The organism is Nocardia sp. NPDC003726, from assembly GCF_053586955.1.
This window is the reverse complement of the sequence record NZ_JBSFNF010000008.1, coordinates 72,749-97,269: the sequence shown is the minus strand read 5'-3', so window position 1 is coordinate 97,269 and position 24,521 is coordinate 72,749. Positions and strand designations below refer to the sequence as shown.

General features: G+C 69.3%; 24 protein-coding genes and 2 tRNA genes. 11 read left to right on the top strand and 15 right to left on the bottom strand.

What is annotated here, in order from left to right:
- The first annotated feature begins 102 nt into the window (after window positions 1–102).
- From rpmB to ACWDMM_RS13250, 3 genes are all read left to right on the top strand, one after another.
- Window positions 103–294 (top strand): 50S ribosomal protein L28, encoded by a 192-nt coding sequence (gene rpmB / locus ACWDMM_RS13260; protein ID WP_039799620.1) that lies wholly within the window; start codon window positions 103–105, stop codon window positions 292–294.
- Between the two features lie 88 nt (window positions 295–382).
- A complete protein-coding gene (locus ACWDMM_RS13255; RefSeq protein ID WP_323124202.1) occupies window positions 383–919 on the top strand; it encodes a GNAT family N-acetyltransferase in 537 nt (178 codons plus the stop codon).
- Window positions 920–1,017: 98 nt separating this feature from the next.
- Window positions 1,018–1,806 (top strand): enoyl-CoA hydratase/isomerase family protein, encoded by a 789-nt coding sequence (locus ACWDMM_RS13250; RefSeq protein ID WP_195078675.1) that lies wholly within the window; start codon window positions 1,018–1,020, stop codon window positions 1,804–1,806.
- 7 nt (window positions 1,807–1,813) lie between these two features.
- Here ACWDMM_RS13250 and ACWDMM_RS13245 read toward each other — a convergent pair whose 3' ends face one another.
- The 4 genes from ACWDMM_RS13245 to thiL are packed head-to-tail and all read right to left on the bottom strand — an operon-like array spanning window position 1,814 to window position 4,761.
- Window positions 1,814–2,677, bottom strand: a complete 864-nt coding sequence (locus tag ACWDMM_RS13245; RefSeq protein ID WP_195078674.1) for an alpha/beta fold hydrolase — start codon at window positions 2,675–2,677, stop codon at window positions 1,814–1,816.
- Between the two features lie 58 nt (window positions 2,678–2,735).
- Window positions 2,736–2,975 carry a hypothetical protein gene (locus ACWDMM_RS13240; protein ID WP_195078673.1) on the bottom strand — a complete coding sequence of 80 codons (240 nt, stop codon included), beginning with the start codon at window positions 2,973–2,975 and terminating at the stop codon, window positions 2,736–2,738.
- A 50-nt stretch (window positions 2,976–3,025) separates the two neighbouring features.
- Window positions 3,026–3,709, bottom strand: a complete 684-nt coding sequence (locus ACWDMM_RS13235) for a uracil-DNA glycosylase (protein ID WP_067797457.1) — start codon at window positions 3,707–3,709, stop codon at window positions 3,026–3,028.
- A gap of 11 nt (window positions 3,710–3,720) precedes the next feature.
- Entirely contained in the window at window positions 3,721–4,761 is a 1,041-nt protein-coding gene (thiL, locus tag ACWDMM_RS13230) for a thiamine-phosphate kinase (protein ID WP_195078672.1), read from the bottom strand.
- 168 nt (window positions 4,762–4,929) lie between these two features.
- Between thiL and ACWDMM_RS13225 the strand changes: the two genes are divergently transcribed.
- Window positions 4,930–5,673, top strand: coding sequence for a DUF3515 domain-containing protein (locus ACWDMM_RS13225; RefSeq protein WP_357107738.1), 744 nt, complete (start codon window positions 4,930–4,932; stop codon window positions 5,671–5,673).
- Between the two features lie 294 nt (window positions 5,674–5,967).
- Here the strand turns inward: ACWDMM_RS13225 and ACWDMM_RS13220 are convergent, their stop codons facing one another.
- Window positions 5,968–7,071, bottom strand: a complete 1,104-nt coding sequence (locus ACWDMM_RS13220; protein WP_195078670.1) for a D-alanine--D-alanine ligase family protein — start codon at window positions 7,069–7,071, stop codon at window positions 5,968–5,970.
- A gap of 76 nt (window positions 7,072–7,147) precedes the next feature.
- The gene (locus ACWDMM_RS13215; protein ID WP_195078669.1) at window positions 7,148–8,143 is read right to left on the bottom strand and encodes an NAD(P)H-dependent glycerol-3-phosphate dehydrogenase; all 996 of its coding nucleotides are present in this window, start codon (window positions 8,141–8,143) and stop codon (window positions 7,148–7,150) included.
- 31 nt (window positions 8,144–8,174) lie between these two features.
- On the opposite strand from ACWDMM_RS13215, the gene cofC reads away from it, so the two are divergent.
- From cofC to ACWDMM_RS13200, 3 genes are all read left to right on the top strand, one after another.
- Complete coding sequence (cofC, locus tag ACWDMM_RS13210; protein WP_449937494.1) at window positions 8,175–8,858, top strand: 2-phospho-L-lactate guanylyltransferase; 684 nt, start codon at window positions 8,175–8,177, stop codon at window positions 8,856–8,858.
- A 71-nt stretch (window positions 8,859–8,929) separates the two neighbouring features.
- The gene (locus ACWDMM_RS13205; RefSeq protein ID WP_195078667.1) at window positions 8,930–11,101 is read left to right on the top strand and encodes an RNA degradosome polyphosphate kinase; all 2,172 of its coding nucleotides are present in this window, start codon (window positions 8,930–8,932) and stop codon (window positions 11,099–11,101) included.
- Window positions 11,098–12,063 carry an NUDIX hydrolase gene (locus ACWDMM_RS13200; RefSeq protein WP_195078666.1) on the top strand — a complete coding sequence of 322 codons (966 nt, stop codon included), beginning with the start codon at window positions 11,098–11,100 and terminating at the stop codon, window positions 12,061–12,063. Before ACWDMM_RS13205 ends, ACWDMM_RS13200 begins: the two co-directional genes overlap by 4 nt.
- Window positions 12,064–12,246: 183 nt before the next feature.
- Here ACWDMM_RS13200 and ACWDMM_RS13195 read toward each other — a convergent pair whose 3' ends face one another.
- The 3 genes from ACWDMM_RS13195 to leuC all read right to left on the bottom strand — a co-directional run bounded on the left by ACWDMM_RS13195 (window position 12,247) and on the right by leuC (window position 15,126).
- Window positions 12,247–12,900: an HU family DNA-binding protein gene (locus tag ACWDMM_RS13195; protein WP_357107747.1), complete on the bottom strand. Its 654-nt coding sequence runs from the start codon at window positions 12,898–12,900 to the stop codon at window positions 12,247–12,249.
- A gap of 156 nt (window positions 12,901–13,056) precedes the next feature.
- Entirely contained in the window at window positions 13,057–13,665 is a 609-nt protein-coding gene (gene leuD, locus ACWDMM_RS13190) for a 3-isopropylmalate dehydratase small subunit (RefSeq protein WP_195078664.1), read from the bottom strand.
- 39 nt (window positions 13,666–13,704) lie between these two features.
- Window positions 13,705–15,126: a 3-isopropylmalate dehydratase large subunit gene (gene leuC / locus ACWDMM_RS13185; RefSeq protein WP_195078663.1), complete on the bottom strand. Its 1,422-nt coding sequence runs from the start codon at window positions 15,124–15,126 to the stop codon at window positions 13,705–13,707.
- 155 nt (window positions 15,127–15,281) lie between these two features.
- Between leuC and ACWDMM_RS13180 the strand changes: the two genes are divergently transcribed.
- The 3 genes from ACWDMM_RS13180 (at window position 15,282) to ACWDMM_RS13170 (ending at window position 16,842) form a co-directional block, all read left to right on the top strand.
- Window positions 15,282–15,983, top strand: coding sequence for an IclR family transcriptional regulator (locus ACWDMM_RS13180; protein ID WP_195078662.1), 702 nt, complete (start codon window positions 15,282–15,284; stop codon window positions 15,981–15,983).
- 33 nt (window positions 15,984–16,016) lie between these two features.
- Entirely contained in the window at window positions 16,017–16,517 is a 501-nt protein-coding gene (locus ACWDMM_RS13175) for a pyridoxamine 5'-phosphate oxidase family protein (RefSeq protein WP_449937490.1), read from the top strand.
- A 145-nt stretch (window positions 16,518–16,662) separates the two neighbouring features.
- The gene (locus ACWDMM_RS13170) at window positions 16,663–16,842 is read left to right on the top strand and encodes a DUF5302 domain-containing protein (RefSeq protein WP_195078660.1); all 180 of its coding nucleotides are present in this window, start codon (window positions 16,663–16,665) and stop codon (window positions 16,840–16,842) included.
- A 562-nt stretch (window positions 16,843–17,404) separates the two neighbouring features.
- Here ACWDMM_RS13170 and ACWDMM_RS13165 read toward each other — a convergent pair.
- The 4 genes from ACWDMM_RS13165 to ACWDMM_RS13150 all read right to left on the bottom strand — a co-directional run bounded on the left by ACWDMM_RS13165 (window position 17,405) and on the right by ACWDMM_RS13150 (window position 20,088).
- A tRNA-Glu gene (locus ACWDMM_RS13165) sits at window positions 17,405–17,477 on the bottom strand.
- Window positions 17,478–17,623: 146 nt separating this feature from the next.
- A tRNA-Gln gene (locus ACWDMM_RS13160) sits at window positions 17,624–17,695 on the bottom strand.
- A 115-nt stretch (window positions 17,696–17,810) separates the two neighbouring features.
- Complete coding sequence (gene gltX, locus ACWDMM_RS13155; protein ID WP_449937488.1) at window positions 17,811–19,301, bottom strand: glutamate--tRNA ligase; 1,491 nt, start codon at window positions 19,299–19,301, stop codon at window positions 17,811–17,813.
- A 13-nt stretch (window positions 19,302–19,314) separates the two neighbouring features.
- A complete protein-coding gene (locus tag ACWDMM_RS13150; RefSeq protein WP_067797504.1) occupies window positions 19,315–20,088 on the bottom strand; it encodes a fumarylacetoacetate hydrolase family protein in 774 nt (257 codons plus the stop codon).
- Between the two features lie 204 nt (window positions 20,089–20,292).
- On the opposite strand from ACWDMM_RS13150, the gene ACWDMM_RS13145 reads away from it, so the two are divergent.
- Window positions 20,293–21,474 (top strand): MFS transporter, encoded by a 1,182-nt coding sequence (locus ACWDMM_RS13145; RefSeq protein ID WP_449937484.1) that lies wholly within the window; start codon window positions 20,293–20,295, stop codon window positions 21,472–21,474.
- Window positions 21,475–21,631: 157 nt separating this feature from the next.
- Here the strand turns inward: ACWDMM_RS13145 and ACWDMM_RS13140 are convergent, their stop codons facing one another.
- Together ACWDMM_RS13140 and serA are read right to left on the bottom strand one after the other, a co-directional pair.
- Window positions 21,632–22,639: a 3-isopropylmalate dehydrogenase gene (locus ACWDMM_RS13140; RefSeq protein ID WP_195078656.1), complete on the bottom strand. Its 1,008-nt coding sequence runs from the start codon at window positions 22,637–22,639 to the stop codon at window positions 21,632–21,634.
- A 253-nt stretch (window positions 22,640–22,892) separates the two neighbouring features.
- Window positions 22,893–24,491 carry a phosphoglycerate dehydrogenase gene (gene serA, locus ACWDMM_RS13135; protein WP_195078655.1) on the bottom strand — a complete coding sequence of 533 codons (1,599 nt, stop codon included), beginning with the start codon at window positions 24,489–24,491 and terminating at the stop codon, window positions 22,893–22,895.
- Window positions 24,492–24,521 lie beyond the last annotated feature (30 nt).

Here is a 24,521-nt window from a genome sequence, read left to right as displayed (position 1 = left end):
GGCCGGCTCTCCGCCGGCAGGGCACACACTCGACATTGCACGAGGACGCGCCGCACCGCGAAGGCGGCGGTCCCCACCATTGACATGAAGGAGTTCGCGACTATGGCTGCCGTCTGCGACGTCTGCGCCAAGGGCCCCGGCTTCGGGAAGTCGGTCTCGCACTCGCACCGGCGCACCAACCGTCGTTGGAACCCGAACATCCAGACCGTGCGCGCGCAGGTCGCCCCGGGCAACACCCGGCGCATGAACGTGTGCACCTCCTGCCTGAAGGCGGGCAAGGTCGCCCGCGGCTGATCCGCCCTCCGGCTGACCGGCACCGCCGGCACACGCCCCGGCACCCGTATCGGGTGGTCCGGGGCGTCGTCATGAGTGCGGGCCGCGCATGGCCGCGGTGACCGAGCGTCCGTGGCGGGTCCAGCCGCTCAGCGCCGAGCACGTCCACAGCCTCGCCGAATGCCACATCGCCTGCTGGCGCGAGGCGTACCGGGGGCTGGTGCCCGCGCACGTGCTCGACGCCTTCGACATCGGGCGGCGAGCCGAGCAGTGGGAGCGCGACCGGGCGCGCTATCCGGGCCGCACGCAGGTCGCGATCGTCGACGACGTGGTGATCGGATTCTCCAGCGCGGGCCCGCCCGGCGACGCGGACGCGGTGACCCCGCTCGAGCTGCACGCCCTGTACGTGCGTTCCTCCTGGCACGGCAGCGGAGTCGCCGACGAGCTGATTCGCGCCGCGCTCGATCCGGCCGCTCCGTGCTCGCTGTGGGTGTTCGAGCAGAACGCGCGCGCCCAGGCGTTCTACCGGCGGCACGGTTTCGTGCTCGACGGCACGCGCAAGGTCGAGGCATTCACCGCCGCGATCGAGGTGCGCATGGTGCGCACGCCCACGATGCACGCCGACTCCGCAGAGGACAGCCCCTAGGCGACATAATTCGGCCATAGAGTTCGTGTCTCTCCCGCGCCCGGATGCCGCGGACCACCGAGGGCTCGCGCCCGGACGCGCCGATTAAGGTGCAGAACATGACCACCAGCGAGCAAGCCGGGTACGTGACGACCGTCGACGGCGTCCTCCAGATCACCATCGCCACTTCCGCCAACGGCACATCCATGGACTTCGCCGGCATCAACGCGGGCACCGCCGCACTGCGCTCGCTCGGCTCCGAGGTGGGCGCGGTATTGCTGCGCGGCGTGGGCGCGAACTTCTGCGCGGGTGGCGACGTGCGCGGTTTCGCCGCGGCGCAGGACCGCTCGGCGCACATCCACGGTCTCGCCACCGACCTGCACGAATTCGTGCGCGCGCTGGACGCTACGACGGTTCCGGTGGTGGCCGCGGTGCAGGGTTGGGCGGCGGGCGCGGGTATGAGCCTGGTCTGCCTGGCCGACATAGCCCTCGGCGGACCCGGCACCAAACTGCGTCCGGCCTATCCCGGCATCGGCCTGAGCCCCGACGGCGGCATGTCCTGGACGCTGCCGCGCATCGTGGGGCGGGCGCGGGCGCGCGAGATCCTGCTCACCGACGCCGTCCTCGACGCCGGCGACGCGGTGCGCCTCGGCGTGCTGAGCAGGCTGGTTCCCGACGCCGAGATCGCCGAGGAGGCGCAGCGCCTCGCGCGGACCCTGGCCGCCGGGCCGCGTTCCACCCACGCGAGCATCAAGTCGCTGTTGCGGCAGTCGGACACGGCGACTTTGAGCGATCAGCTCGACAGCGAGCGCGACGGGATCGCAGCGGCCGCGGGCTCCGCCGCCGGACGCGAAGGTGTCGACGCGTTCGTCGCGAAGCGCAAACCGGACTACGCCGGGCTCGCCTGATCGGGCGTCACTCCCGGGTCGAGAGCACGAATTTCGCCACCGCGTCGGTGAACGAGTCGTTGTCGTCACCGGCCGCGGTGTGCGCGGCGCCGCCGATCTCCACCAGTTGAGCGTGCGGCACGAGCCGTTGGAAGGCTTCGGCTCCCTCGGCGCTCACCACGTCCGAGCGCATGCCGCGCACCAGCAGCACCGGGATGCGCAGCGCCCGCGCCGCGTCCTCCATCGGCTCGATCATCGCGGACGGATCCTCGACCCGGTCGCTGAGCATGTCCGGATCCCAGTGCCAGTACCAGCGACCGTCGCGCTCGCGCAGATTGCGCAGCAGTCCCTCGGGGCTCTTCGGGCGCGGGCGGTGCGGCAGGTACTCGGCGACCGCGTCGGCGGCTTGTTCGAGACTGTCGAAGCCGTCGCGATGCTTGCCGAGGAAGTCGATCACTCGGGCCACCCCTTCCGGCTCGGGCCGGGTCACGATGTCGACGAGCACCAGCGCGGTGATCGCCTCTCCGCCGGGCCGCGCGGTGGCGAGCAGACCGGTGATTCCCCCCATGCTGGCCCCGACGACCACCGCGGGCTCGCCCAGCTGTTCCAGTACCAGCAGCAGGTCGTCGACCATGGTCTGGCGCCGGTAGTCGCGATCCGGCGCCCACTCGCTGTCGCCGTGGCCGCGGGCGTCGACCGTGACGACCCGCATCCCCGACGCGCCGAGCCGGGCGCCGGTCTTCTTCCACGAATGGCGGGTCTGCCCGCCACCGTGCAAGAAGACGACGAGCGGGCCGTCGACCGGGCCGAACTGATCGGCGGCCAGCTCGATTCCGCCCGAACCGCGCAGCCGGAGCCGGGACGGTTCGAGAAGATAGTTCGCATTACTCACGATCCGTAGGATCGCACAACGCCGGGCCGCGCTGGCGCGAACCCGGCGTTTCGAGGGTTCAGCAGGCGAGATTGCCCGCGAAGAACAGGCACGCGATCTTGGCGTTCACCGACGCGGAGATGGTGGAGGAGCCGGTCGAGGTGTATTCCTCGGCGACCGGAGCCGTGGTGGTCTCCGTAGCGGGCTCCAGCCGCAGCGGGGCCGCACTCGCGACGGCGGCGCCGCTGCTGAGAGCGGCGCAGAAGGCCAGGGTCGCGGTCGTGCCGCGCAGCGCGCCGCGGACGGTGGTGTTGTGCATGGAACAGCTCCTCACTCGTTAACTCGGTCGATCACACACAGACGCCCGATTCAGGGCAGGCGCCAGTCAACCGGTTCGGCCCCCAGTTCGTCGAGCAATTCGTTCACTCGCGAGAAGGGGCGGGAACCGAAGAATCCACGAGACGCCGACAGCGGCGACGGATGCGCGGACTCGATGTAGGGCACCTCGGCTTCGGTCAGCAGCGGTTTGAGCGTCGCCGCGTCGCGGCCCCACAGGATCGCGACCAACGGCTCGTCCCTGGCGACCAAGGCGCGGATCGCCTGCTCGGTGACCGCCTCCCACCCCTTGCCGCGATGTGAGGCCGGCTTGCCGGGCGACACGGTGAGCACGCGGTTCAGCATCAGGACTCCCTGATCCGACCACGGGCTCAGATCGCCGCAGGACGGCGTCGGGTGACCGAGATCCTTGCTGTATTCGGCGAAGATGTTGGCCAGGCTGCGCGGGATCGGCGAAACGTCCGGCGCGACGGAGAAACTCAGTCCCATCGGGTGGCCCGGCGTGGGATACGGATCCTGGCCGACGACGAGCACGCGCACCGCGTCGAACGGACGCTGGAAGGCCCGAAGGACGTTGTCACCCGAGGGCAGGTAGCCACGGCCGGCGGCGTTCTCGGCACGAAGGAATTCGCCCATGGCGGCAATCCGATCCGCCACCGGCTCGAGTGCCTTCGCCCATCCCGGATCCATGATTTCCGACAGTGGTTTCGCGCCCATGACCGCACAACTTAGCGTGGCCGGTCGCCGGATGACGAGTCCGCCCCACGGAACGATTCCCACCCGCCGTCGCCGGTCTGCGCCACACCGTCGACGGTGAGCCCGCGACCGGCCACAACCCGCCCGATCGCGACCCATCCGGGCGGTAGCGCGCGGCCCGGCGCCCAGACGCCCGCGAAGGCATGGTCCTCGCCGCCGGTCAGGATCCATTGCGCCGCATCGGCTTCCAGCAGGGCCGCGACGGATTCCAGCGCCGGGTCGCGCAGGGCGGCCGAATCCAGGTCGATGGCGACACCCGAGGACGACGCGATGTGACCCAGATCCGCGAGCAGCCCGTCGGACACATCGGTCAGCGCGTGCAGGCCGATATCGGGGGCATCGGTCTCGGCAGGCGAAATGCGCTGCGCTATAGAAAGTTTCTTTCCTCCCTGTCGCCCGCGTCCCAGCGCGTCCAGCACTAGCGCGTACGGCGGTTGCGGAACACGATGCGCCGCAAGGGCTTCCGCGACTTCGGGTCCGGTCGCTCCGGCGGTGAAGGCGGCCAGTCCAGCGGCCGACCAGCCGAGGCGGCCCGCCACCGCGACGACATCGCCCACGCGCGCTCCCGCCCGGGTGACCGGCGCGCCGCGGCCGGGATCGCCGAAGGCGGTGACGGAGACGACCAGTTCGCGGCTGCGAACCAGGTCGCCGCCCGCGATGGACGCCCCCGCCCTTGCGGCTTCGGCCCACATGCCGTCGGCGAGGCCGTCGATCACCTCGAGCGGGGTGTCGGCCGGGCAGCCGAGCGCTACGACGAACGCGGTCGGCGTCGCCCCCATGGCCACCACGTCGGCGGCGTTCTGCGCGATCGCCTTGCGGCCGACGTCCTCGGGACCGGACCAGTCCAGCCGGAAGTGCCGGTCCTGCACGAGCATGTCGGTGGTGACCACGAACCGGCCGTCCGGCGCCGCGACCAGCGCCGCGTCGTCGCCGGGGCCGAGCAGGACACCCGGCGCCTGCACGCGGCCCGCGTTGATGCGCTCGATCAGCGCGAACTCGCCCAGTTCACGCACTGTCCTCGGGGCCCTGCTGGCGCTGATGACCGATCCTTTCCGGCGCGCTGCTTGCTGGAACGAGCCCGACGGTACCCTTTCGGAGGCACTCGAGTACCACCCGGCCCCTCGCCCTGCGGCGGGGGCGGCGACCAGCGCCGACGCGCGAGGAAGAAAGGATCGGTGAGCATGGCGGCGGATTCGTCGGACCGTGATTCGGCGGAGCCCGGGCACGAACACACCGATGCGACGGACCCGGGGAACGCCCCGAGGGAGCCCTCGTCCTCGAGCGGCGCGGACGATGACACGCAGACCGCTGCCGCCTCCGCCGCGAAGAGCGCGGACGGCGAGAAAGCCGGCGTCGCCGAGCCGGACAGCGAACCCGCGCCGGCCCGGGCACACCAGTACCCGCCCGCGCTCATCGCCACGGCGGTGGCGCTTCCGGTCGTGCTGGTCGTCGCGGTGCTCGTGGCCGCCGTGCTCGCGCGCCGGGCGCCCGTCGAGCGGGAACCGCTGGTGCTCGGCCCCGTCCCTGCTCCGGCGGCGGAGGGCCCGGCCTGCGCCGCCCTGCTGCCCGCCCTGCCTGCGGACCTGGGCGAGTTCACGAAATCGACCCTGGTCGAACCCGCTCCACCGGCCACCCGCGCGTGGCAGCGCGCCGAAGGCGGCGACCCGATCGTGCTGCGCTGCGGGCTGGATCGCCCGCTGGAGTTCAACCGCGCTTCGCCGCTGCAGGTCGTGAACGGCGTGCAGTGGTTCGAGGTCCGCGACCAGGCCGCCAAAGCGAGCACGTGGTTCGCCGTCGACCGGGGGACCTACGTCGCGCTCACCGTCCCCGACGGATCGGGTCCGACCCCGCTGCAAGAAGTCTCCGACACCATCACCGCCAACCTTCCGCTCCAGCCGATCGACCCGGGACCGCTGCCCAACTGACGCGCCTCGCGCAGCGCTCGCTGCCCGGTCCCGGCGTGGATGTCGAGCATGCCGCGGACGTCGCGCGCGGGATCGCGTTCCCCGCGTCCGCCCGATCATCCGGAGATTTCGAGTGGCGATTCTTCAGCAACCGTCGGGCCCCGGGTCGCAGCCGACGAAAGATGTCCGATGCGCTGCGGGAGCTCGTACTGATCTCCCGAGGACTCCGCGCGGTCCCGCCCGATTCCACGTATCGCCGATAACTGGCCGGGCACCCGGTGATTGCTCGCCGGATCGCTACCGCGCCGCCGCGCCCTAGCGCAGACCGGTGCCGCGGACGAGCGCGGTTTCGATGAGGGTGGAGACGAGCGCGGCGTAATCGATGCCGGTGGCCTCCCACATGCGCGGGTACATGGAGATCGCGGTGAATCCCGGCATCGTGTTGATCTCGTTGATCACCGGCCCTTGCTCGGTGACGAAGAAATCCACCCGCGCCAGGCCCTGGCAGTCGAGGGCCCGGAACGCGCGCACGGCCAATTCCCGGATCCGGTCGGACACCTCGTCGTCCAGTTTCGCGGGGACGTCGAATTCGCAGACGTCGTCGAGGTACTTGGTGTCGAAGTCGTAGAACCCGGGGCCGTCGGTGGTGACGCCGGTCTCCGGCATCCGGATCTCCGCGACCACGCTCGCCTCGACCCGGCCGTCCGGGAATTCCAGCACCCCGCACTCCACCTCGCGTCCGACGATCCCCGCTTCGACGATCACCTTCGGGTCGTGCGCGCGTGCGGCGGCGATGGCCGCGTCCAGCTCGTTCCAGTCGGTGACGCGGGTGATGCCGATCGAGGATCCGCCGCGCGCCGGTTTGACGAACACGGGCAGGCCCAAGCGCTGCCGGTCCTCCTCGCCGACCGTCGCGTCGCCGGGCCGCAACACCACCTGGGTGCCGACCGGCAGCCCCTCCGCCGCGAGCAGTTTCTTGGTGAATTCCTTGTCCATGCCCGCCGCGCTGGCCAGTACGCCGGGGCCGACATAGGGGATTCCTGCGAGTTCCAGCATTCCTTGCAAGGTGCCGTCCTCACCGAACGGTCCGTGCAGGATCGGGAACACCACGTCGACCGAACCGAGCGCCGCGCCGGGATCGTCCAGCGCGATCAGCGCCCCCGAGCGGCTGGGGTCCGCGGCCAGGGTCAGTGCCGTGCCGGTGGCGTCCACCGAGGGCAGGGCGCGATCGTGGATGCCGAGCGCGGCCACGTCCGAACCGCCCAGCACCCAGCGACCCTCCGCGGTGATGCCGATCGGCACGACCTCGTACTTCTCCTGATCCAGGTGGCGCAGCACGCTGCCGGCCGATACGCAGGACACGGCGTGCTCGTTGCTGCGCCCGCCGAACACCACAGCCACCCTGATCCGGTTCGTCATGCCCCGAACCGTACCCGTTTCGGAACGCGATCCCACCGCTGACCGTCCCGGACACTCCCGCCACGGCGAGCCGGGATCACTCCGGCTTCATCCGCCGCCCGAGCAGGTTGCCGACGGCTTCGCGCACGGAGAGCCCTTCGTGACAGACCTGATGCACCGCGGTGGTCAGCGGCATCTCGACACCGTGCCGCTCGGCCAGCGCGCGCACCGATGTGCAGGACTTCACACCCTCGGCGACTTGGCCATGAGTCGCCGACTGGGCAGCGTCCATGGAACCGCCCGCGCCGAGCACATGACCGAACGACCGGTTGCGCGACAACGGGGAAGTGCAGGTGGCGACCAGATCGCCGACTCCGGCCAGGCCCGCGAGCGTCACCGGCTCCGCGCCGAGGGCCACCCCGAGCCGGATGATCTCCGCCAGCCCTCGGGTGATCAGGCTGGCGATCGAGTTGTCGCCCAGACCCATCCCCGACGCGATACCGCAGGCGAGCGCGATGACGTTCTTGCAGGCGCCGCCGATTTCGCAGCCGACCACATCGGTGTTGGTATAGGGCCGGAAGTATCCGGTCGCGCAGGCGTGCTGCACCGCGACCGCGCGCTCGTTGTCCGAGCAGGCGACCACGGTCGCGGCGGGCTGGCCCACCGCGATCTCGCGCGCCAGGTTCGGCCCGGACAGCACCGCGATCCGGCTCGCATCCGCGCCGCTGACCTCCGCGATCACCTCGCTCATCCGCAGCAGCGTGCCGGTCTCGATGCCTTTCGCCAGGCTCAGCAGCGTGGCGTCGCCGGGGATCAATCCCTTCCATTCCGCGAGGTTGGCCCGCAGCGATTGCGACGGCACCGCCAGCACGACGATGTCGGCTCCCTCCAGCGCCACCGCCGGGTCGTGGGTGGCCGCGACCGGCGGCAGCGGAATATCCGACAGGTAATCGGGATTGCGATGTTCGGAGGCCAGCGTCGCGGCGACCTCCGGCCGCCTGGCCCAGATCGTGACCTCGGTTCCCGCCTCCGCCAACACCTTCGCGAACGCGGTGCCCCACGATCCCGCGCCCAGCACAGCCGCCCTCGTCATCAGCCCAATATGCCATGGAAGGATTGCCCGCATGCGCCCGCACGCCGTGCATGCCGTGATCGCGGTCAAGAGCCTCGATCGGGCCAAGAGCCGACTGGCCGACCGGCTGCGCCCGGAGCACCGGGCCCGGCTGGTGCTGGCGATGCTCGCCGACACCGTGACCGCCACCGCCGCGGTCGGCGAGGTCGTGTCGGTCACCGTGGTCACGCCCGACCCCGCCGTCGCCGATCTGGCCCGCACGCTCGGCGCCGAAGTCCACCCGGAACCGCGTCAGCAGCACGCCGACGGGCTCAACACCGCGCTCGCCGCCACCGCCGCCGCGCTGCGCGGCGCGCACGGCCCGATCGATCTGCTCGCGTTGCAAGCCGATCTGCCCGCGCTGCGCCCGGACGAACTGTCGGACATGCTCGCCGCCGCCCCGCGCGGACTGCGCTCGATCGTGATCGATCACGAGGGCAGCGGCACCGCCGCGCTGGTGGTCCGCGACCCGGTCGCCGCGCTCGATCCCCGTTTCGGCCCTGGCTCGGCACGCAGCCATATCGACGCGGGCGCGGTCGATCTCGCCGGGGACTGGCCGGGCCTGCGCCTGGACGTCGACACCGCCGCCGACCTCGACCGCGCGGTGGCCCTCGGGGCCGGAAACGCGACGCGTGCTGTCCTGCACGACATCGGCTGGCCGGGCGGCGTTCACGAACCCGTTCCGCACGTGTGCTAGCCGGTCGCCATGGTGGCGTGAGACACATGACGATCCCGGTCGCGGGATGCACATGACCTCTCCGGTAGGGGATGATCGTTGGCGTGAGCGATACGGAAACCGTCAAGCAGCAGCCGTTGCTTCCCACGCCACCCCCAGCGGCGACACCCCTGTCGGCCGACTCGTCGGCGGTGCGGTTGCCCCGCGATCGCTACCTCAATCGCGAATTGAGCTGGCTCGACTTCAACGCCCGCGTGCTCGCCCTCGCCGAGGACGAGTCGCTGCCGTTGCTGGAGCGTGCGAAGTTTCTGGCGATCTTCGCGTCGAATCTCGACGAGTTCTACATGGTGCGGGTGGCCGGGTTGAAACGCCGTGCCGAGACCGGCCTGCTGGTGCGCTCGGCCGACGGCCGCTCCCCCGGCGAGCAGTTGGAATTGATCGCCACGCGCACCCAGGAGATCGCGGTGCGGCATGCCCGCGTCTTCCTCGACAGCGTGCTGCCCGCGCTGACCGCGGAGGGCATCGCGATCATCGACTGGAGCGATCTGGACGAGGACGAACGCCTGCGCCTGTCCGGCTACTTCCAGGATCAGGTCTTCCCGGTCCTCACCCCGCTCGCGGTCGACCCCGCGCACCCCTTCCCCTACATCAGCGGTCTGAGCCTCAACCTCGCGGTCACGGTCAAGGATTCCGCGACCGGCGGCGAGCACTTCGCCCGCGTCAAGGTCCCCGACAACGTCGATCGGTTCGTCCGCGTGCGCCGCACCGAATCCGGCTCCCCGATCGCCGCTTTCCTGCCGATGGAAGCGCTCATCGCCGCGCACCTCGACCTGCTGTTCCCCGGCATGGACGTGGTCGAGCACCACTCGTTCCGGATCACCCGCAACGCCGACTTCGAGGTCGACGAGGATCGCGACGAGGACCTGCTGCAAGCGCTGGAGCGGGAACTGGCGCGGCGGCGGTTCGGTTCGCCGGTGCGACTGGAAGTGTCCGACGACATGACCGAGCACATGCTCGATCTGCTCCTGCGCGAGCTGGACGTCGATCCCGGTGACGTCATCCAGGTGCCCGGCCTGCTCGACCTGTCCTGCCTCTGGCAGGTGTACGGCGTCGACCGGCCGAACCTGAAGGACACCCCGTACGTCCCGGCGACGCCGCCCGCCTTCGGCGAGCGTGAGACGCCGCGCAATGTCTTCGCCGCCCTGCGCGAGGGCGATGTGCTGGTGCACCATCCGTACGACTCGTTCTCCACCAGCGTGCAGCGATTCATCGAACAGGCCGCCGCGGACCCGCAGGTGCTCGCCATCAAGCAGACGCTCTACCGCACCTCCGGCGACTCCCCGATCGTCAACGCGCTCATCGACGCCGCCGAGGCGGGCAAGCAGGTCGTGGCCCTGGTCGAGATCAAGGCGCGCTTCGACGAGCAGGCCAATATCAAGTGGGCCCGCGCGCTGGAACAGGCCGGCGTGCACGTGGTGTACGGCCTCATCGGCCTGAAGACCCACTGCAAGACCTGCCTGGTGGTCCGCCGCGAGGGCGCCACCATCCGGCGCTACTGCCACATCGGCACCGGCAACTACAACCCGAAGACCGCCCGCCTCTACGAGGACGTCGGATTGCTCACCGCCGCACCGGATATCGGCGCCGATCTGACCGACCTGTTCAATTCGCTGACCGGTTACTCGCGCAAGGAGAACTACCGCAATCTGCTCGTCGCCCCGCACAGCGTGCGCTCCGGCATCATCGAGCGCATCCAGCGCGAGACCGAGCTGGCGGGTCAGGGGCAGGACGCCCGAATCCGGATGAAGGCCAACGCCATCGTCGACGAAGAGGTCATCGATGCGCTGTACCGGGCCTCCCAAGCCGGCGTGCCGGTGCAGATCGTGGTGCGCGGCATCTGCGGCCTTCGCCCCGGCGTGCCGGGCATGAGCGAGAACATCGAGGTGCGCTCCATCCTCGGCCGGTTCCTGGAGCATTCCCGCATCATGCACTTCCAGGCGCAGGACCAGTACTGGATCGGCAGCGCCGACATGATGCACCGCAACCTCGATCGCCGGGTCGAGGTGATGGCGCAGGTGAAGGATCCGCGGTTGACCGAACAACTCGGCGGGGTCTTCGACTCGGCCCTGTCGCCGACCACGCGCTGCTGGGTGCTGCAACCGGACGGCACGTGGCGGGCGTCGCCGGGCACCTCCGGCGACGGGGACAAGATCAGAGATCATCAGGAGTTCTTGATGCGGCTGCGGAGGCCAGATCAGCAGTGAACGCCAAAACGGGGTTCGAGCAGGAAGGGGGCCCCTTCTGGGATCCCCGCGTCACCGCCAATATCCACGCCGCGGGAGCGGTGCTGTGGCGTGAGTCGTCCACGGGTGCGATCGAGATCGCCCTCGTCCACCGTCCCAAGTACGAGGACTGGTCGCTGCCGAAGGGCAAGCTCGACCCGGGTGAGACGCCGGTGCTGGCCGCGGTCCGCGAGGTCAGGGAGGAAACCGGGCTGGAGAGCAGGCTCGGCCGCTACCTCGGCCACGTGACCTACCCGATCCCCGGTCATCGCAAGCTGAAGCGGGTCGACTATTGGGCCGCCGAACAGGTGGGCGGGGAATTCACGGTCAACTCCGAGGTGGACGTGCTCAGCTGGCATCCGCTGGATCGGGTGATGGACCAACTGTCGTATCCGATGGACCGGCAGGTGGTGCGCGCCTTCACCCGGCTGCCCGCGCGTACCCAGACCGTGCTGTTGGTCCGGCATGCCAAAGCGGGCCGCAGGGACCGCTTCAACGGTCCGGACGATCAGCGTCCGCTCGACCGCGACGGCGAGGCGCAGGCGCAGGCCCTCACGTCGAATCTGTTGGCATTCGGCGCATCCGAGGTCTACTCGGCTCCCCCGCTGCGTTGCGTGCAGTCCGTGGCGCCGCTGGCGGAGAAGCTCGGTGTCGAAATCATCGAGGAGCCATTGCTTTCCGAATCCGGGTACGCCGAAAACCCGGACCAGGCCCGGGAACGTTTTCGAGCCCTGGTGTCGGACAACGCCATTCGCGTGGTCTGCAGTCAAGGCAAAGTGATCCCCGATCTGCTGGGATGGCTGGCCGAACGCGACGGGATCGCGCTGCCGTCGGCGCGCAATCGCAAGGGCAGTGTGTGGGTGCTGTCGTTCGTCGGCCATCGCCTGGTGGCCGCCGACCATCTGGATCGATCGCTGTCAGCCTACGTGGTGCGGTCCGATTAGACCGGAACCTTCCGCGTCACCGCGCGGGTCGGCGGGCGCCGAGCGGCGGCCACGGCCGTGAGTTCTCGGTAGGCGGACAGCCGAAAACGGCCCCGGGTGTCTCCCGGGGCCGTCTCGACGTTGAGGCGAATGGGCCCAGTCGTGGGGCCACGCATTCAGCGCCGATCCGGCGGTGGCTCGAGATCAGCGGGTGCCGCGAGCCGGGGCCTTCTTGGCCGCGGTCTTCTTCGCGGTGGTCTTCTTGGCGGCGGTGGTGGTGGACTTCTTGGCCGCCGTGGCCTTGGTGGCCGTCTTCTTGGCCGGAGCCTTCTTCGCGACCGCGGTCTTCTTCGCGGGCGCCTTCTTCGCAGCGGTCTTGGTAGCGGTCGTCTTGCGCGCGGTGCTCTTCGCCGGGGCCTTGGCAGCGGCCTTGCGGGCCGTGGTCTTGGCGGGCGCCTTGGTCGGCGTCGACTTCTTGGCGGCGGTCTTCTTGGCCGCCGTCTTCTTGGCCGCCGCCTTCTTCGCCGACACCGGCGCATTCACCCCGCGCTTGACGGCGGGCCCGGTCGCGGCCAGTTTCTGCTTACCCGCGATCACCGCCTTGAACTGGGCTCCGGGGCGGAACGCGGGCACCGAAGTGGGCTTGACCTTCACGGTTTCGCCGGTACGCGGGTTCCGTGCGACGCGAGCCGCACGCTTACGCTGTTCGAACACACCGAAACCGGTGATGGTGACGCTCTGACCCTTGTGCACCGCGCGCACGATGGTGTCGACCACATGCTCGACTGCCGCGGTGGCCGTGCGCCTGTCCGTACCCAACTTTTCGGTCAGAACGTCGATCAGTTCCGCCTTGTTCATTGAATCCTCCGCAGACTAATGGCCCGTCGTCGGACCGACTAGGTACCACGGTAAACCCACTTTGGGCAAGAGTCTATGTGCCACGCCAAAATTCATGTGGTTTAGCACACGTCCAGCTACCACAACTCCGGCTGCCCAGCTAACCGGCGGGGGTGATTACGTCTGCGAAATATGTGCTGGCAGGGTAGTGGGTTTCCATGTTGGCCTTGCCTTTTCGAACCGGGCGATCGCGTCCTCCCGGCGCAGCGTCAGCCCGATGTCATCCAATCCCTCCAGCAGACGCCACCTGGTGTAGTCATCAATATCGAACGGCAACACGACGGTTGCGGCCGTCACCGTGCGCGCCTCGAGGTCCACAACCAATTCCAAGCCGGGCTGTTCCTCGAGCAACTTCCAGAGCATTTCGACATCGTTCTGTGACATCTGAGCGGCGACCAGACCGCCCTTGCCCGCATTGCCGCGGAAGATGTCGGCGAACCGGGATGAGATGACCACCCGAAAGCCGTAGTCCGACAGCGCCCAAACAGCGTGCTCACGTGACGATCCGGTACCGAAATCCGGACCCGCCACCAAGACACTACCCCTGTTGTAAGGCGGGATGTTCAGAATGAAGTCGGGATCGGTCCGCCATGCGGCGAACAAGCCGTCCTCGAATCCGGTCCGCGTCACCCGCTTGAGGTAGACCGCCGGGATGATCTGATCGGTATCGACATTGGAGCGGCGCAGCGGCACCCCGATGCCCTTGTGCACAGTGAAGGCTTCCATAACGAATCTCCTGGGTTTGATTGAGGGAATCGGGGGCGGTCAGTCCAGATCCGCAGGCGACGACAGTGTTCCGCGGACCGCCGTCGCGGCCGCCACGAGAGGAGAAACCAGGTGCGTACGGCCGCCTTTGCCCTGCCTGCCCTCGAAGTTGCGGTTCGAGGTGGACGCACAACGCTGGCCCGGCTCCAGCTGGTCCGGATTCATTCCCAGGCACATTGAACAGCCCGCTTGCCGCCATTCGGCGCCGGCCGCGGTGAAAATCTCCCCGAGTCCTTCTTTTTCCGCCTGTGCGCGAACCCGCATCGACCCCGGTACAACCAGCATTCGCACCCCGTCGGCGACATGTCGTCCCTTCAAAATCCCGGCCACCGCACGCAAATCTTCAATGCGTCCGTTGGTGCAGGAGCCGACGAATACGGTGTCGATCGGCACTTGTCGAAGCGGAGTACCCGGCTCCAAGTCCATGTAACGCAGAGCTTTCTCCGCCGACTCCCTGGCCACCTCGTCGGCGATGGTGGCGGGATCGGGCACGGCCTCGCCCAGCGGGGCGCCCTGACCCGGATTGGTGCCCCAGGTGACGAACGGGGTGAGCGCGGAGGCGTCGATGTGCACTTCGGCGTCGAAAACGGCGCCCTCGTCGGTCTTCAGCGCCTCCCAGGCGGCCACCGCGGCGTCCCAGTCGGCTCCCTGCGGCGCGTGCGGCCGCCCTTTGAGGAATTCGTAGGTGGTCTCGTCCGGCGCGATCATGCCGGCCCGCGCGCCCGCTTCGATGGACATGTTGCAGATCGTCATTCGGGCCTCCATCGACATGGCCCTGATGGCCTCGCCGCGGTACTCCAGGACGTAGCCCTGGCCGCCGCCGGTGCCGATCTTCGCGATGACGGCCAGGATCAGGTCCTTGCTCGTGACGCCGGGGGGCATGACGCCGTCCACGGTGATCGCCATCGTCTTGAACGGGCGCAGCGAGAGGGTCTGGGTGGCAAGCACATGCTCGACCTCGGAGGTGCCGATGCCCATCGCCAGCGCGCCGAACGCGCCGTGCGTGGAGGTGTGGCTGTCGCCGCAGACCACGGTCATGCCCGGCTGGGTCAGGCCCAGCTGCGGCCCGACCACGTGCACGATGCCCTGGTCAAGGTCGCCCATCGGGTGCAGCCGCACACCGAATTCCGCGCAGTTGCGCCGCAGCGTCTCCACCTGGGTGCGCGAAATCGGGTCGGCGATCGGCTTGTCGATATCGATCGTCGGGACGTTGTGGTCCTCGGTCGCGATCGTGAGGTCGGGCCGCCGCACCGCCCTGCCCGCCGCGCGCAGCCCGTCGAAGGCCTGCGGGCTGGTCACCTCGTGGACCAGATGCAGGTCGATGTAGATCAGGTCCGGTTCGCGCGAGGCACCCTCGCCCTCCCCGCGAGCGACGACATGCTGGTCCCATACCTTCTCGGCCAGCGTGCGCGGTTCGGCCATTGTCGATCACCTTTCGGACGAAGCAGCCGTTCCGCGATCTGGACTTCGATGCGGCGACGGTTGCACAAGTTGGGATAGCTGCGCCTGGTCCGAACGCTGAGAGAAGGGATCCACGAAGGTGGATTTCTCAACATTCGAGACGCTAGTATCGTTCTATGAGACAGCATAGCGGCATCGGCGTCCTCGACAAAGCAGTGGCGGTCCTCTACGCCGTAGCCGAGCATCCCTCGGGTCTCAACGAGCTGTGCGCGCGCACCGGCCTGCCCCGCGCCACCGCACACCGTCTCGCCGTCGGCTTGGAGGTGCACCGTTTGCTCGCGCGCGACAGCAACGGCACCTGGCGGCCGGGTCCAGCCCTCGCCGAACTCGCGACCAGCGCCAACGACCCGCTGCTCGAGGCGGCGTCGGCCATTCTTCCCCGGTTGCGCGAGATCACCGGCGAGAGCGTCCAGCTGTACTGCCGCGACGGCAACGCCCGCGTCTGCGTCGCGGCGCTGGAACCTCCCGTCGGACTGCGCGACACCGTGCCGATCGGGGCGCGGCTGCCGCTGACCGCGGGCTCGGCGGCCAAAGTACTGCTGGCGTGGGCCGACCCGGAACTGCAGCGCACCATCCTGGCCGACGCGGTGTTCGGCGAGCGCGCGCTGGCCGAGGTGCGCAAGCGCGGGTGGGCGCAGAGCGCGGCCGAACGCGCGGCCGGCGTGGCCAGCGTCTCGGCGCCGGTGCGCGACGCCGGGGGCACGGTGATCGCGGCGGTGTCGGTGTCGGGACCGATCGATCGGATGGGCCGCAGGCCGGGCGCCCGGTGGGCGGCGGATCTGGTCGCGGCGGCCGAGGCCCTGCACAAGCGTCTGTAACACGTTTCAGTCCGGACTCTCTACAGTTGGCCCATGGGAGTCAACCAACGGGCACAGATCGTGATGTCCGACACCGAAATCACCGAGTTCCTGCGGCGCAGCCGGATCGCGACGCTGGCGACCATCGGCCCGAAGGGCACGCCGCACCTGACCGCCATGTGGTACGCGCTCATCGACGGCGAGATGTGGTTCGAGACCAAGGCCAAATCGCAGAAGGCCGTGAACCTGCGCCGCGATCCCAGGGTCACCTGCATGATCGAGGAGGGCGACACCTACGACCAGCTCAGAGGCGTGTCGATCGAGGGCCGCGCCGAGATCGTCGAGGACGCCGAGAAACTCTTCGCCGTCGGCGTGAGCGTGTGGGAGCGCTACACCGGCCCCTACAGCGAGGAGCTGCGGCCGATGGTGGAGGCCATGCTGCACAAGCGGGTCGCCGTGCGCGTGGTGCCCGAGCGCACGCGCAGCTGGGATCACCGCAAACTCGGACTCCCGGCGATGCCGCTCGGCGGCACCACCGCGCAGCCGCTGGACTGACCGAGCGTGCTCGGGTAGCGCGACGCGCCCGAAAACCAACTGACACAACCACCCGCACGGGCTAGCGTCGGGTGTTCGACAGCAATCGGCCGGGCAGCGCCGCCCGCGAGGACGCGCCGCGCGGCCGCGACGACGAGGAGCAGCGATGGCGGATTCGGGTAAGTCCCATGGCGCCGACGAGGTGAAGCGCAAGTTCCGGGAAGCACTGGAGCGCAAGAACCAGCAGAACGCCCGCGCGGCCGACCACCTCGACGGACGGTCGAAGGCGTCCGCGGCGCAGTCCGCGGTCGGCCACAAGCGGGAATTCCGGCGCAAGAGCGGATAAGTCCGCACAGTCCCCGCAGGCCCTCCAGCAAGATCGCTGGAGGGCCTTTCTCTTGCCGCTCCCCCGCGACCGCGTCATTCAGAGGGCCATCTCATGTCGGCGAGCGGAACCGAGGGCGGTAGGCACACCCGGCAGGGGGCCGACGCTTCCGGATCGCGGCCGGTGACATCGACTCATCCGCACAACCCGAATGCTGCGCCGCACCGCCGCCGTCGCGGCGCGGCTGGTCGGCCCCACCGCGCCCGGCGTCACCCGGCGGTCGGCGCGTTCGGCCTGGGACACACCCGAGCGGAGCGCCTGGGCGAGATACAACACACAGCAGCCAGTACAGCCGATGACCGCTAGCCGACGCGGCGAAGGCAAACTCGGGAAGGGCGCTCCCATGCGGGCAACGCCCAGATCCGCACCCGACAACCGCACCGGACCACCGCCAGGCGGGGCGAAGCCCTCGCCGGGGGTCCGGGGGCGAAGCCCTCCGGGCGGGGTGTGGGGGTTGCACCCCCACAAGACACCGCGAAACGAGAAAGGCCCATGCTCGATGAGCATGGGCCTTCCACTCGTGTAGCCCCGACGGGATTCGAACCCGCGCTACCGCCTTGAGAGGGCGGCGTCCTAGGCCGCTAGACGACGGGGCCAGGACTGCTTCTCGCTGTCGCGAGGAGCGCCATGGTTGATCTTTCGATCAGGAGGCTCGGCTAGCTTATCTGGCCGAGGCCCGGCGACCAAATCGCCAGGTGCTGAGTGATTTCGGCCGCGAACCGAAGTCTTACAACACTCTCCGCTGGGGTACCAGGACTCGAACCTAGAATGGCTGAACCAGAATCAGCTGTGTTGCCAATTACACCATACCCCAATGACCAGGTCTTTCCGTCTCGCGTCTGGGTGACTCGAGACCGTGTTCCGGGCCGAGAAGAAGAGTACCAAACGGCTACGGGTTAACTACAAATCGCCTGGTCAAAGCCATATTTTCAGCCTTGTGAGCCGGCCTGGGCCGCCTCCTTCCAGTCCACCGCCGCGCGCAGCCGGTCCAGGGTGAGGTCGCGGCCGAGCAGTTCCAGGGATTCGTACAGCGGCGGGCTGATATGCGATCCGGTGACCGCGACCCGGACCGGGGCGAAGGCTTTGCGCGGTTTCAGCCCGAGATCATCGATCAGCGCCTTTTTCAGCGCCCCTTCGATCGCCTCGGTGGTCCACTCGGTCAACGGCTCCACCGCGGTAATAGCGGCCTGCAATACCTCGGTCGCGTCGGGACCCAGATTCTTGGCTCCGGCGGCGGGGTCGATCGCGAACTCTTCCGCGGGCGCGAACAAGAAACGCAGAAGGTCCCAAGCGTCGGACAACACGACAATCCTGGTCTGCACGAGTTCCGCCGCCGCGGCGAACACCCGCTCATCGATTTCGGCGCCGATATGGCCTTGTCCGGTGAGATACTCCCGCAGCCGGTGGGCGAAATCACCCGGCGCCAGCAATCGGATGTGCTCGGCGTTGAGCGCGTCCGCCTTCTTCTGATCGAAACGGGCCGGATTCGAATTCACTTTCGAAATGTCGAAGGCCTCGACCATCTCCGCCATGGAGAACACGTCACGGTCCTCGGACAGTCCCCAGCCGAGTAGCGCGAGATAATTCAGCAAACCCTCGGGGATGAACCCGCGGTCGCGATGGGCGAACAGATTCGACTCCGGATCACGCTTGGACAACTTCTTGTTGCCCTGACCCATCACGAACGGCAGGTGACCGAACTCGGGAGTGAATTCGGCGACCCCGATCCGGCGCAGCGCGGCGTACAGCGCGAGCTGGCGCGGCGTGGAGGAGAGCAGGTCCTCGCCGCGCAGCACGTGGGTGATCCGCATCAAGGCGTCGTCGACTGGGTTGACCAGCGTGTACAGCGGCTGGCCGTTGCCTCGGGTGAGCGCGAAGTCCGGGACGCTGCCCGCCTTGAAGACAGTCTCCCCGCGCACCAGATCGTGCCAGGACAGGTCTTCGTCCGGCATCCGCAGCCGGACCACGGCGGGGCGGCCCTCGGCCCGGTAGGCCTCGATCTGCTCGGGGGTCAGGTCGCGATCGTAGTTGTCGTAACCGAGCTTGGGATCGCGCCCGGCGGCGCGATGGCGGGCCTCGACTTCCTCCGGCGTGGAGAACGATTCGTACGCCTCCCCCGCCTCCAGCAAACGCCGGACAACGTCCTGGTGCAGTTCTTTTCGCTGCGACTGGCGATATGGCGCGTAAGGCCCGCCGACCTCGGGGCCCTCGTCCCAAGTGAGGCCGAGCCAGCGCAGCGCGTCGATTATCGCCAGGTAGGATTCCTCGGAATCCCGTGCGGCATCGGTGTCTTCGATTCGAAAGACGAATGTGCCACCGTGGTGGCGGGCGTAGGCCCAGTTGAACAGCGCCGTCCGGATCAGGCCGACGTGCGGTGTTCCGGTCGGTGACGGGCAGAATCGGACCCGTACTTCAGTCATGGCTCTCTTTCGATCAGCGTTTGGCGGCAACGGGATTGGTGAGGGTGCCGATGCCTTCGACGGTCACCGACACCTGCTGGCCCTCGCGCATCGGGCCGACGCCCTCGGGAGTGCCGGTGAGGATGACGTCACCGGGCAGCAGCGTCATCACGGTGGTGATCCACTCGATGAGCTTCGGGATGTCGTGCAGCAGAAGCGAAGTGCGGCTGCGCTGGCGCACTTCGCCGTCGAGCTCGGTGACGATCTCCAGATCCGAAGGGTCCAAGGACGTTTCGATCCACGGACCCAGCGGGCAGAAGGTGTCGTAGCCCTTGCCCCTGGTCCACTGGCCGTCGTGGCGCTGCTGGTCGCGGGCGGTGACGTCGTTGGCGGCGGTGTAACCCAGCACCACGTCCAGCGCGCGGGCGGCGGGCACGTCCTTGCAGGGACGGCCGATGACGATCGCCAACTCCCCTTCGTAATCGACCTGGGACGAGCTGGGCGGCAGGATGATCGGGGCGTTCGGCCCCACGATCGCGGTGTTCGGCTTGAGGAAGATCACCGGGTCGGCGGGGGCGGGACCGCCCATCTCGGCGGCGTGGGCGGCGTAGTTCTTGCCGATGCAGACCACCTTGCTGGCCAGGATCGGCGCGAGCAGCCGCACGTCGGCCAGGGGCCAGCTCCGCCCGGTGAACGTCGGTGTGCCGAACGGGTGTTCCGCGATCTCCTTGGCCACGCTGTCGCTTCCGTCGCCTTCGATGCTGACGAAGGCGACTCCATCGGGACTGGCAACTCGACCTAGACGCATTCCCGGAGTCTATCGACCCGCCGCCACCTGCTCGAACGCGCCCGACCGGGTGGTACGGATTCCGCCCCGGTCCGGCGACGGCGCGCCTGTGAGCAGTCCGACAGCCACAACCGTCGAATCGAGCCCCCACCGGGTGTACCGTGAGCAGCGAAGTTCACAAAGTGGGAATTTGATCCCAAATAATGAGATTTCGAGGTGAGGCCGATGGCGACCGTTACGCAGATCGACGAGGTTCGGCGCTGGTCCATGCTCGGTCTCGGCGTGTTCGCCCAGGCCTCCAGCGCGGTTTTCATCCACGGCGTCCCGTTCCTGCTGCCCGCGCTGACCGACCGAGGCATGCCGCTGGCGACGGCAGGCCTGCTGGTGGCGATGCCCACCGTCGGCCTGGTGTGCACCCTGATCGCGTGGGGCTATCTGGTCGACCGGATCGGCGAACGCAAGGTGCTGGTCGGCGGCCCGCTGCTGATGCTGGCGGCCGGCTGCGCCGCGGCCGCGACGACGAACGACATCGCCCTGGGCGCGCTGCTGTTCCTCGGCGGCGTCGGCGCGGCCAGCACCAACGGCGCGAGCGGCCGGGTGATCGTCGGCTGGTTCCCGCCGCAGCGGCGCGGGCTGGCGATGGGCATCAGACAGACCGCGCAGCCGCTGGGCGTCGGCGTCGGGGCGCTGGCGATTCCGGCCGTCGCCTCCGCCCACGGCGTGCCCGCGGCGATTCTCGTTCCCGCGCTCATGGCGGGTGTGGCGTCCATGGGTTGCCTGGCGGGCATCGTCGACCCGCCGCGCCCTGACCGGGCGGCCGCCGATCCGGCGTTGCGCGCCAATCCCTATCGCGACAACGCGACGCTGTGGCGCATCCATCTGGTCTCGGTGCTGCTCGTCGTCCCGCAGGGCACCGTGTGGACGTTCGCGCTGCTGTGGTTGCACCGCGACGTCGGCTGGTCGCTGGCCGCCGCGGGTGCGCTGGTGACCGTCACGCAGATCCTGGGCGCACTGGGCCGCATCGGCGCGGGCGCGTGGTCGGACCGGGTCGGCAGCCGGATGGGCCCGCTGCGCACGGTGGCCGTCGCCGCGGTGCTGTCGATGGCCGCGCTGGCGCTGACCGCGTCGACCCACTGGTGGTGGGCGGCCATTCCGCTGCTGATCGCCGCGTCCGTGATCACCGTCTCCGACAACGGCTTGGCCTTCACCGCGGTCGCCGAGATCGCGGGGCCGTACTGGAGCGGCCGGGGTCTCGGCATCCAGAACACCGGGCAGAACCTGGCCATGGCCGCGGTCCCGCCCGTGTTCGGCGCGCTCATCACCGCCAGCGGCTTCCCCGCGGCTTTCCTTCTGGCCGCGGTTTCGGCCGTCGCGGCGGTTCCGCTGGTTCCCCGCGACCCCGACTAGGTTCGCGCGTCGAACGATTGGGTTACCTGAACCCTCTGGCGAACGATGCCGTCACCGCCGAAGGCCGCATAATCCAGGGCAAGCACGATCAGGTGCCGGCCCGAACGCAGGAAGGTCCCGTTGCCCAGTGGCAGCGGGACCTTCCGGTGTGACGGTGTCAGAGCGTGGCCGCGATGCGGTCGCCGATTTCCACGGTCGACGCCGCGCCGGAACGCGACTCGAGGTCCTTCGCGACCGCCGACTCGATGCGCGCGGCTGCCTCCGCGTTGCCCAGGTGGTTCAGCAGCAGGGCGACCGACAGGATCGCCGCGGTCGGGTCGGCCTTGGACTGGCCCGCGATGTCGGGGGCGCTGCCGTGCACCGGCTCGAACATGCTCGGGTTGGCGCCGGACGCGTCGATGTTGCCGCTGGCGGCCAGGCCGATGCCACCGCTCACGGCGGCGGCCAGATCGGTGATGATGTCGCCGAAGAGATTGTCGGTGACGATCACGTCGAACCGGCCCGGATCGTTGACCATGTGGATGGTCGCGGCGTCGATGTGCTGGTAAGCCGTTGTGACCTCGGGGAACTCGGCCGCGACCTGGTCCACGGTGCGCTGCCAGAGCGAGCCGGCGAAGGTGAGCACGTTGTTCTTGTGCACCAGCGTCAGGTGCTTGCGCCGGGCCTGCGCCTTGGCGAAGGCGTAGCGCACCACGCGCTCGATGCCGAAGCGGGTGTTGGTGCTGACCTCGGTCGCCACCTCGTGCGGGGTGCCGACCCGGATCGCGCCGCCGGTGCCGGTGTAGGGGCCCTCGGTGCCCTCACGCACGACGACGAAGTCGATGTCGGGGTTGCCCGCCAGCGGGCTGGTCACGCCGGGGAACAGCTTGGACGGCCGCAGGTTCACGTGGTGGTCCAGCGCGAACCGGGTGCGCAGCAACAGGCCGCGTTCGAGCACGCCACTGGGCACCGACGGATCGCCGATCGCGCCGAGCAGGATCGCGTCGTGCTGCTTCAGCTCGGGCAGCACCGAATCCGGCAGGATCTCGCCGGTCGCGTGGTAGCGGCGCGCACCGAGGTCGTACTCGGTCTTCTCCACGCCGGGCACGACCGCGTCGAGCACCTTGAGCGCCTCGGCGATGACCTCGGGCCCGATCCCGTCGCCCGGGATGACAGCAAGTTTCATGACAAATGCTCCGTTCGATATTGCCGGTCGCGGCCGCCGCACCGTGCGGCCATGAGGCGACCGTCGGCGTGCGCGCGACATTCCGGCCGGGTGACCGCAGCACCGTCACGCTACTCGGCGCGGCCGGGTCGCCGAGCATCGGGCGCGCGGACGACGCGGCTCCGCACGCGGGTGAAGAGACCGGCGCCGCGCACGAGTGCTTCGTGCGCGGCGCCGGTTCCGCGGGCACCGGGGCGCGTTGCCCCGGATCGGATCAGGACAGGTCGACCTGGACGACCTTGGCCGCGCCCACGGCCTCGGCGATCGCGGCCTGCACGTCGGCGGGCACCTCGCGGGCCACGCGCAACACCACGGTGGCGCCTTCCTTGTCGATGTCCTGGGTCAGCTGCGCGGCCAGGATGTCGACCTCGGCCTCGCCGAGCTTGGTGCCGATCTTGCCCAGCGCGCCCGGCCGGTCCTCGTAGTTCAGGATGGCCAGGTTGAGGCCCTCGGCGCGCATGTCGTAGTTGCGGCCGTTGATGTTGACGATCTTCTCCACCAGCTGCGGCTCGGTCAGCGTGCCCGCCACGTTCAGGGTGCTGCCGTCGCCGAACACGGCGCGCAGGTCGACGACGCTGCGGTGGCTCGGGCTCTCGGTGGCGGTGGTGACCTCGGCGGTGATGCCCCGCTCCTTGGCCAGCGCGGGCGCGTTGACGAAGGTGACCTGGTCCTCGACCAGCGCGGAGAAGATGCCGCGCAGCGCGGACAGCTCCAGCACGCCGACCTCCTGCGCGGCCAGCTCGCCGCGCACCTGCACCTCCACGCTGACCGGCAGCTCGTTGGACAGCGCGCCGAGCAGGGCGCCCTGCTTGCGGACGATGTCCAGCCAGGGGGCGACCTCTTCGCCGACGGCGCCACCGGTGACGTTCACCGCGCCGGGCACGAACTCACCGGCCAGCGCCAGCAGCACCGACTTGGCGACGTCGGTGCCCGCGCGGTCCTGAGCCTCGGAGGTGGATGCGCCCAGGTGCGGGGTCACCACGACCTGCGGCAGGTCGAACAGCGGGCTGTCGGTGCACGGCTCGGTCTCGAACACGTCCAGGCCCGCGGCGCGCACGTGGCCGGACTTGATGGCCTCGGCCAGGGCGGCCTCGTCGACCAGGCCACCGCGGGCGGCGTTGACGATGATCACGCCCGGCTTGGTCTTGGCGATGGCCTCCTTGCCGATCAGGCCCTTGGTCTCCGGGGTCTTCGGCAGGTGGATCGAGATCAGGTCGGCGCGCTCGAGCAGCTCGTCCAGGGTGAGCAGCTCGATACCCAGCTGCGCGGCGCGCGCGGGCGACACGTACGGGTCGTAGGCGACGATCTTGGTTTCGAAGGCGGCCAGGCGGGCGGCGAACAGCTGGCCGATACGGCCGAGTCCGATGACGCCGACGGTCTTGTCGAAGATCTCGACGCCGTTGAACTTGCTGCGCTGCCAGGTGCGCTCGCGCAGGGTCGCGTCGGCCGCGGGGATCTGGCGGGCGGCCGCGAGCAGCAGGGTGACGGCGTGCTCGGCGGCGGTGTGGATGTTGGAGGTCGGCGCGTTCACGACCATGACGCCGCGCTCGGTGGCGGCGGGCACGTCGACGTTGTCCAGGCCGACGCCGGCGCGGGCGACGATCTTCAGGTTCTTCCCGGCTTCCAGGACCTCGGCGTCGACCGTGGTCGCCGACCGCACCAGCAGCGCGTCGGCCTCGGGCACCGCGGCCAGCAGGGCCGGGCGGTCCGGTCCGTCGACCCACCGGACCTCGACACCGTCACCGAGCGCGTCGACGGTCGACTGGGCGAGCTTGTCGGCGATCAGAACTACAGGACGGCCTGCTTGGCTCACGTGGAGTACTCCTGGGGATGTGGTCGGCAA

Coding starts and splice junctions, on each gene's coding strand:
- rpmB (WP_039799620.1), top strand. CDS start 103: ATGGCTGCCGTCTGCGACGTCTGCGCCAAGGGCCCCGGCTTCGGGAAG.
- ACWDMM_RS13255 (WP_323124202.1), top strand. CDS start 383: ATGGCCGCGGTGACCGAGCGTCCGTGGCGGGTCCAGCCGCTCAGCGCC.
- ACWDMM_RS13250 (WP_195078675.1), top strand. CDS start 1,018: ATGACCACCAGCGAGCAAGCCGGGTACGTGACGACCGTCGACGGCGTC.
- ACWDMM_RS13240 (WP_195078673.1), bottom strand. CDS start 2,975: ATGCACAACACCACCGTCCGCGGCGCGCTGCGCGGCACGACCGCGACC.
- ACWDMM_RS13235 (WP_067797457.1), bottom strand. CDS start 3,709: ATGGGCGCGAAACCACTGTCGGAAATCATGGATCCGGGATGGGCGAAG.
- ACWDMM_RS13225 (WP_357107738.1), top strand. CDS start 4,930: ATGGCGGCGGATTCGTCGGACCGTGATTCGGCGGAGCCCGGGCACGAA.
- ACWDMM_RS13220 (WP_195078670.1), bottom strand. CDS start 7,071: ATGACGAACCGGATCAGGGTGGCTGTGGTGTTCGGCGGGCGCAGCAAC.
- ACWDMM_RS13215 (WP_195078669.1), bottom strand. CDS start 8,143: ATGACGAGGGCGGCTGTGCTGGGCGCGGGATCGTGGGGCACCGCGTTC.
- cofC (WP_449937494.1), top strand. CDS start 8,175: ATGCGCCCGCACGCCGTGCATGCCGTGATCGCGGTCAAGAGCCTCGAT.
- ACWDMM_RS13205 (WP_195078667.1), top strand. CDS start 8,930: ATGATCGTTGGCGTGAGCGATACGGAAACCGTCAAGCAGCAGCCGTTG.
- ACWDMM_RS13195 (WP_357107747.1), bottom strand. CDS start 12,900: ATGAACAAGGCGGAACTGATCGACGTTCTGACCGAAAAGTTGGGTACG.
- leuD (WP_195078664.1), bottom strand. CDS start 13,665: ATGGAAGCCTTCACTGTGCACAAGGGCATCGGGGTGCCGCTGCGCCGC.
- leuC (WP_195078663.1), bottom strand. CDS start 15,126: ATGGCCGAACCGCGCACGCTGGCCGAGAAGGTATGGGACCAGCATGTC.
- ACWDMM_RS13180 (WP_195078662.1), top strand. CDS start 15,282: ATGAGACAGCATAGCGGCATCGGCGTCCTCGACAAAGCAGTGGCGGTC.
- ACWDMM_RS13175 (WP_449937490.1), top strand. CDS start 16,017: ATGGGAGTCAACCAACGGGCACAGATCGTGATGTCCGACACCGAAATC.
- ACWDMM_RS13170 (WP_195078660.1), top strand. CDS start 16,663: ATGGCGGATTCGGGTAAGTCCCATGGCGCCGACGAGGTGAAGCGCAAG.
- gltX (WP_449937488.1), bottom strand. CDS start 19,301: ATGACTGAAGTACGGGTCCGATTCTGCCCGTCACCGACCGGAACACCG.
- ACWDMM_RS13150 (WP_067797504.1), bottom strand. CDS start 20,088: ATGCGTCTAGGTCGAGTTGCCAGTCCCGATGGAGTCGCCTTCGTCAGC.
- ACWDMM_RS13145 (WP_449937484.1), top strand. CDS start 20,293: ATGGCGACCGTTACGCAGATCGACGAGGTTCGGCGCTGGTCCATGCTC.
- ACWDMM_RS13140 (WP_195078656.1), bottom strand. CDS start 22,639: ATGAAACTTGCTGTCATCCCGGGCGACGGGATCGGGCCCGAGGTCATC.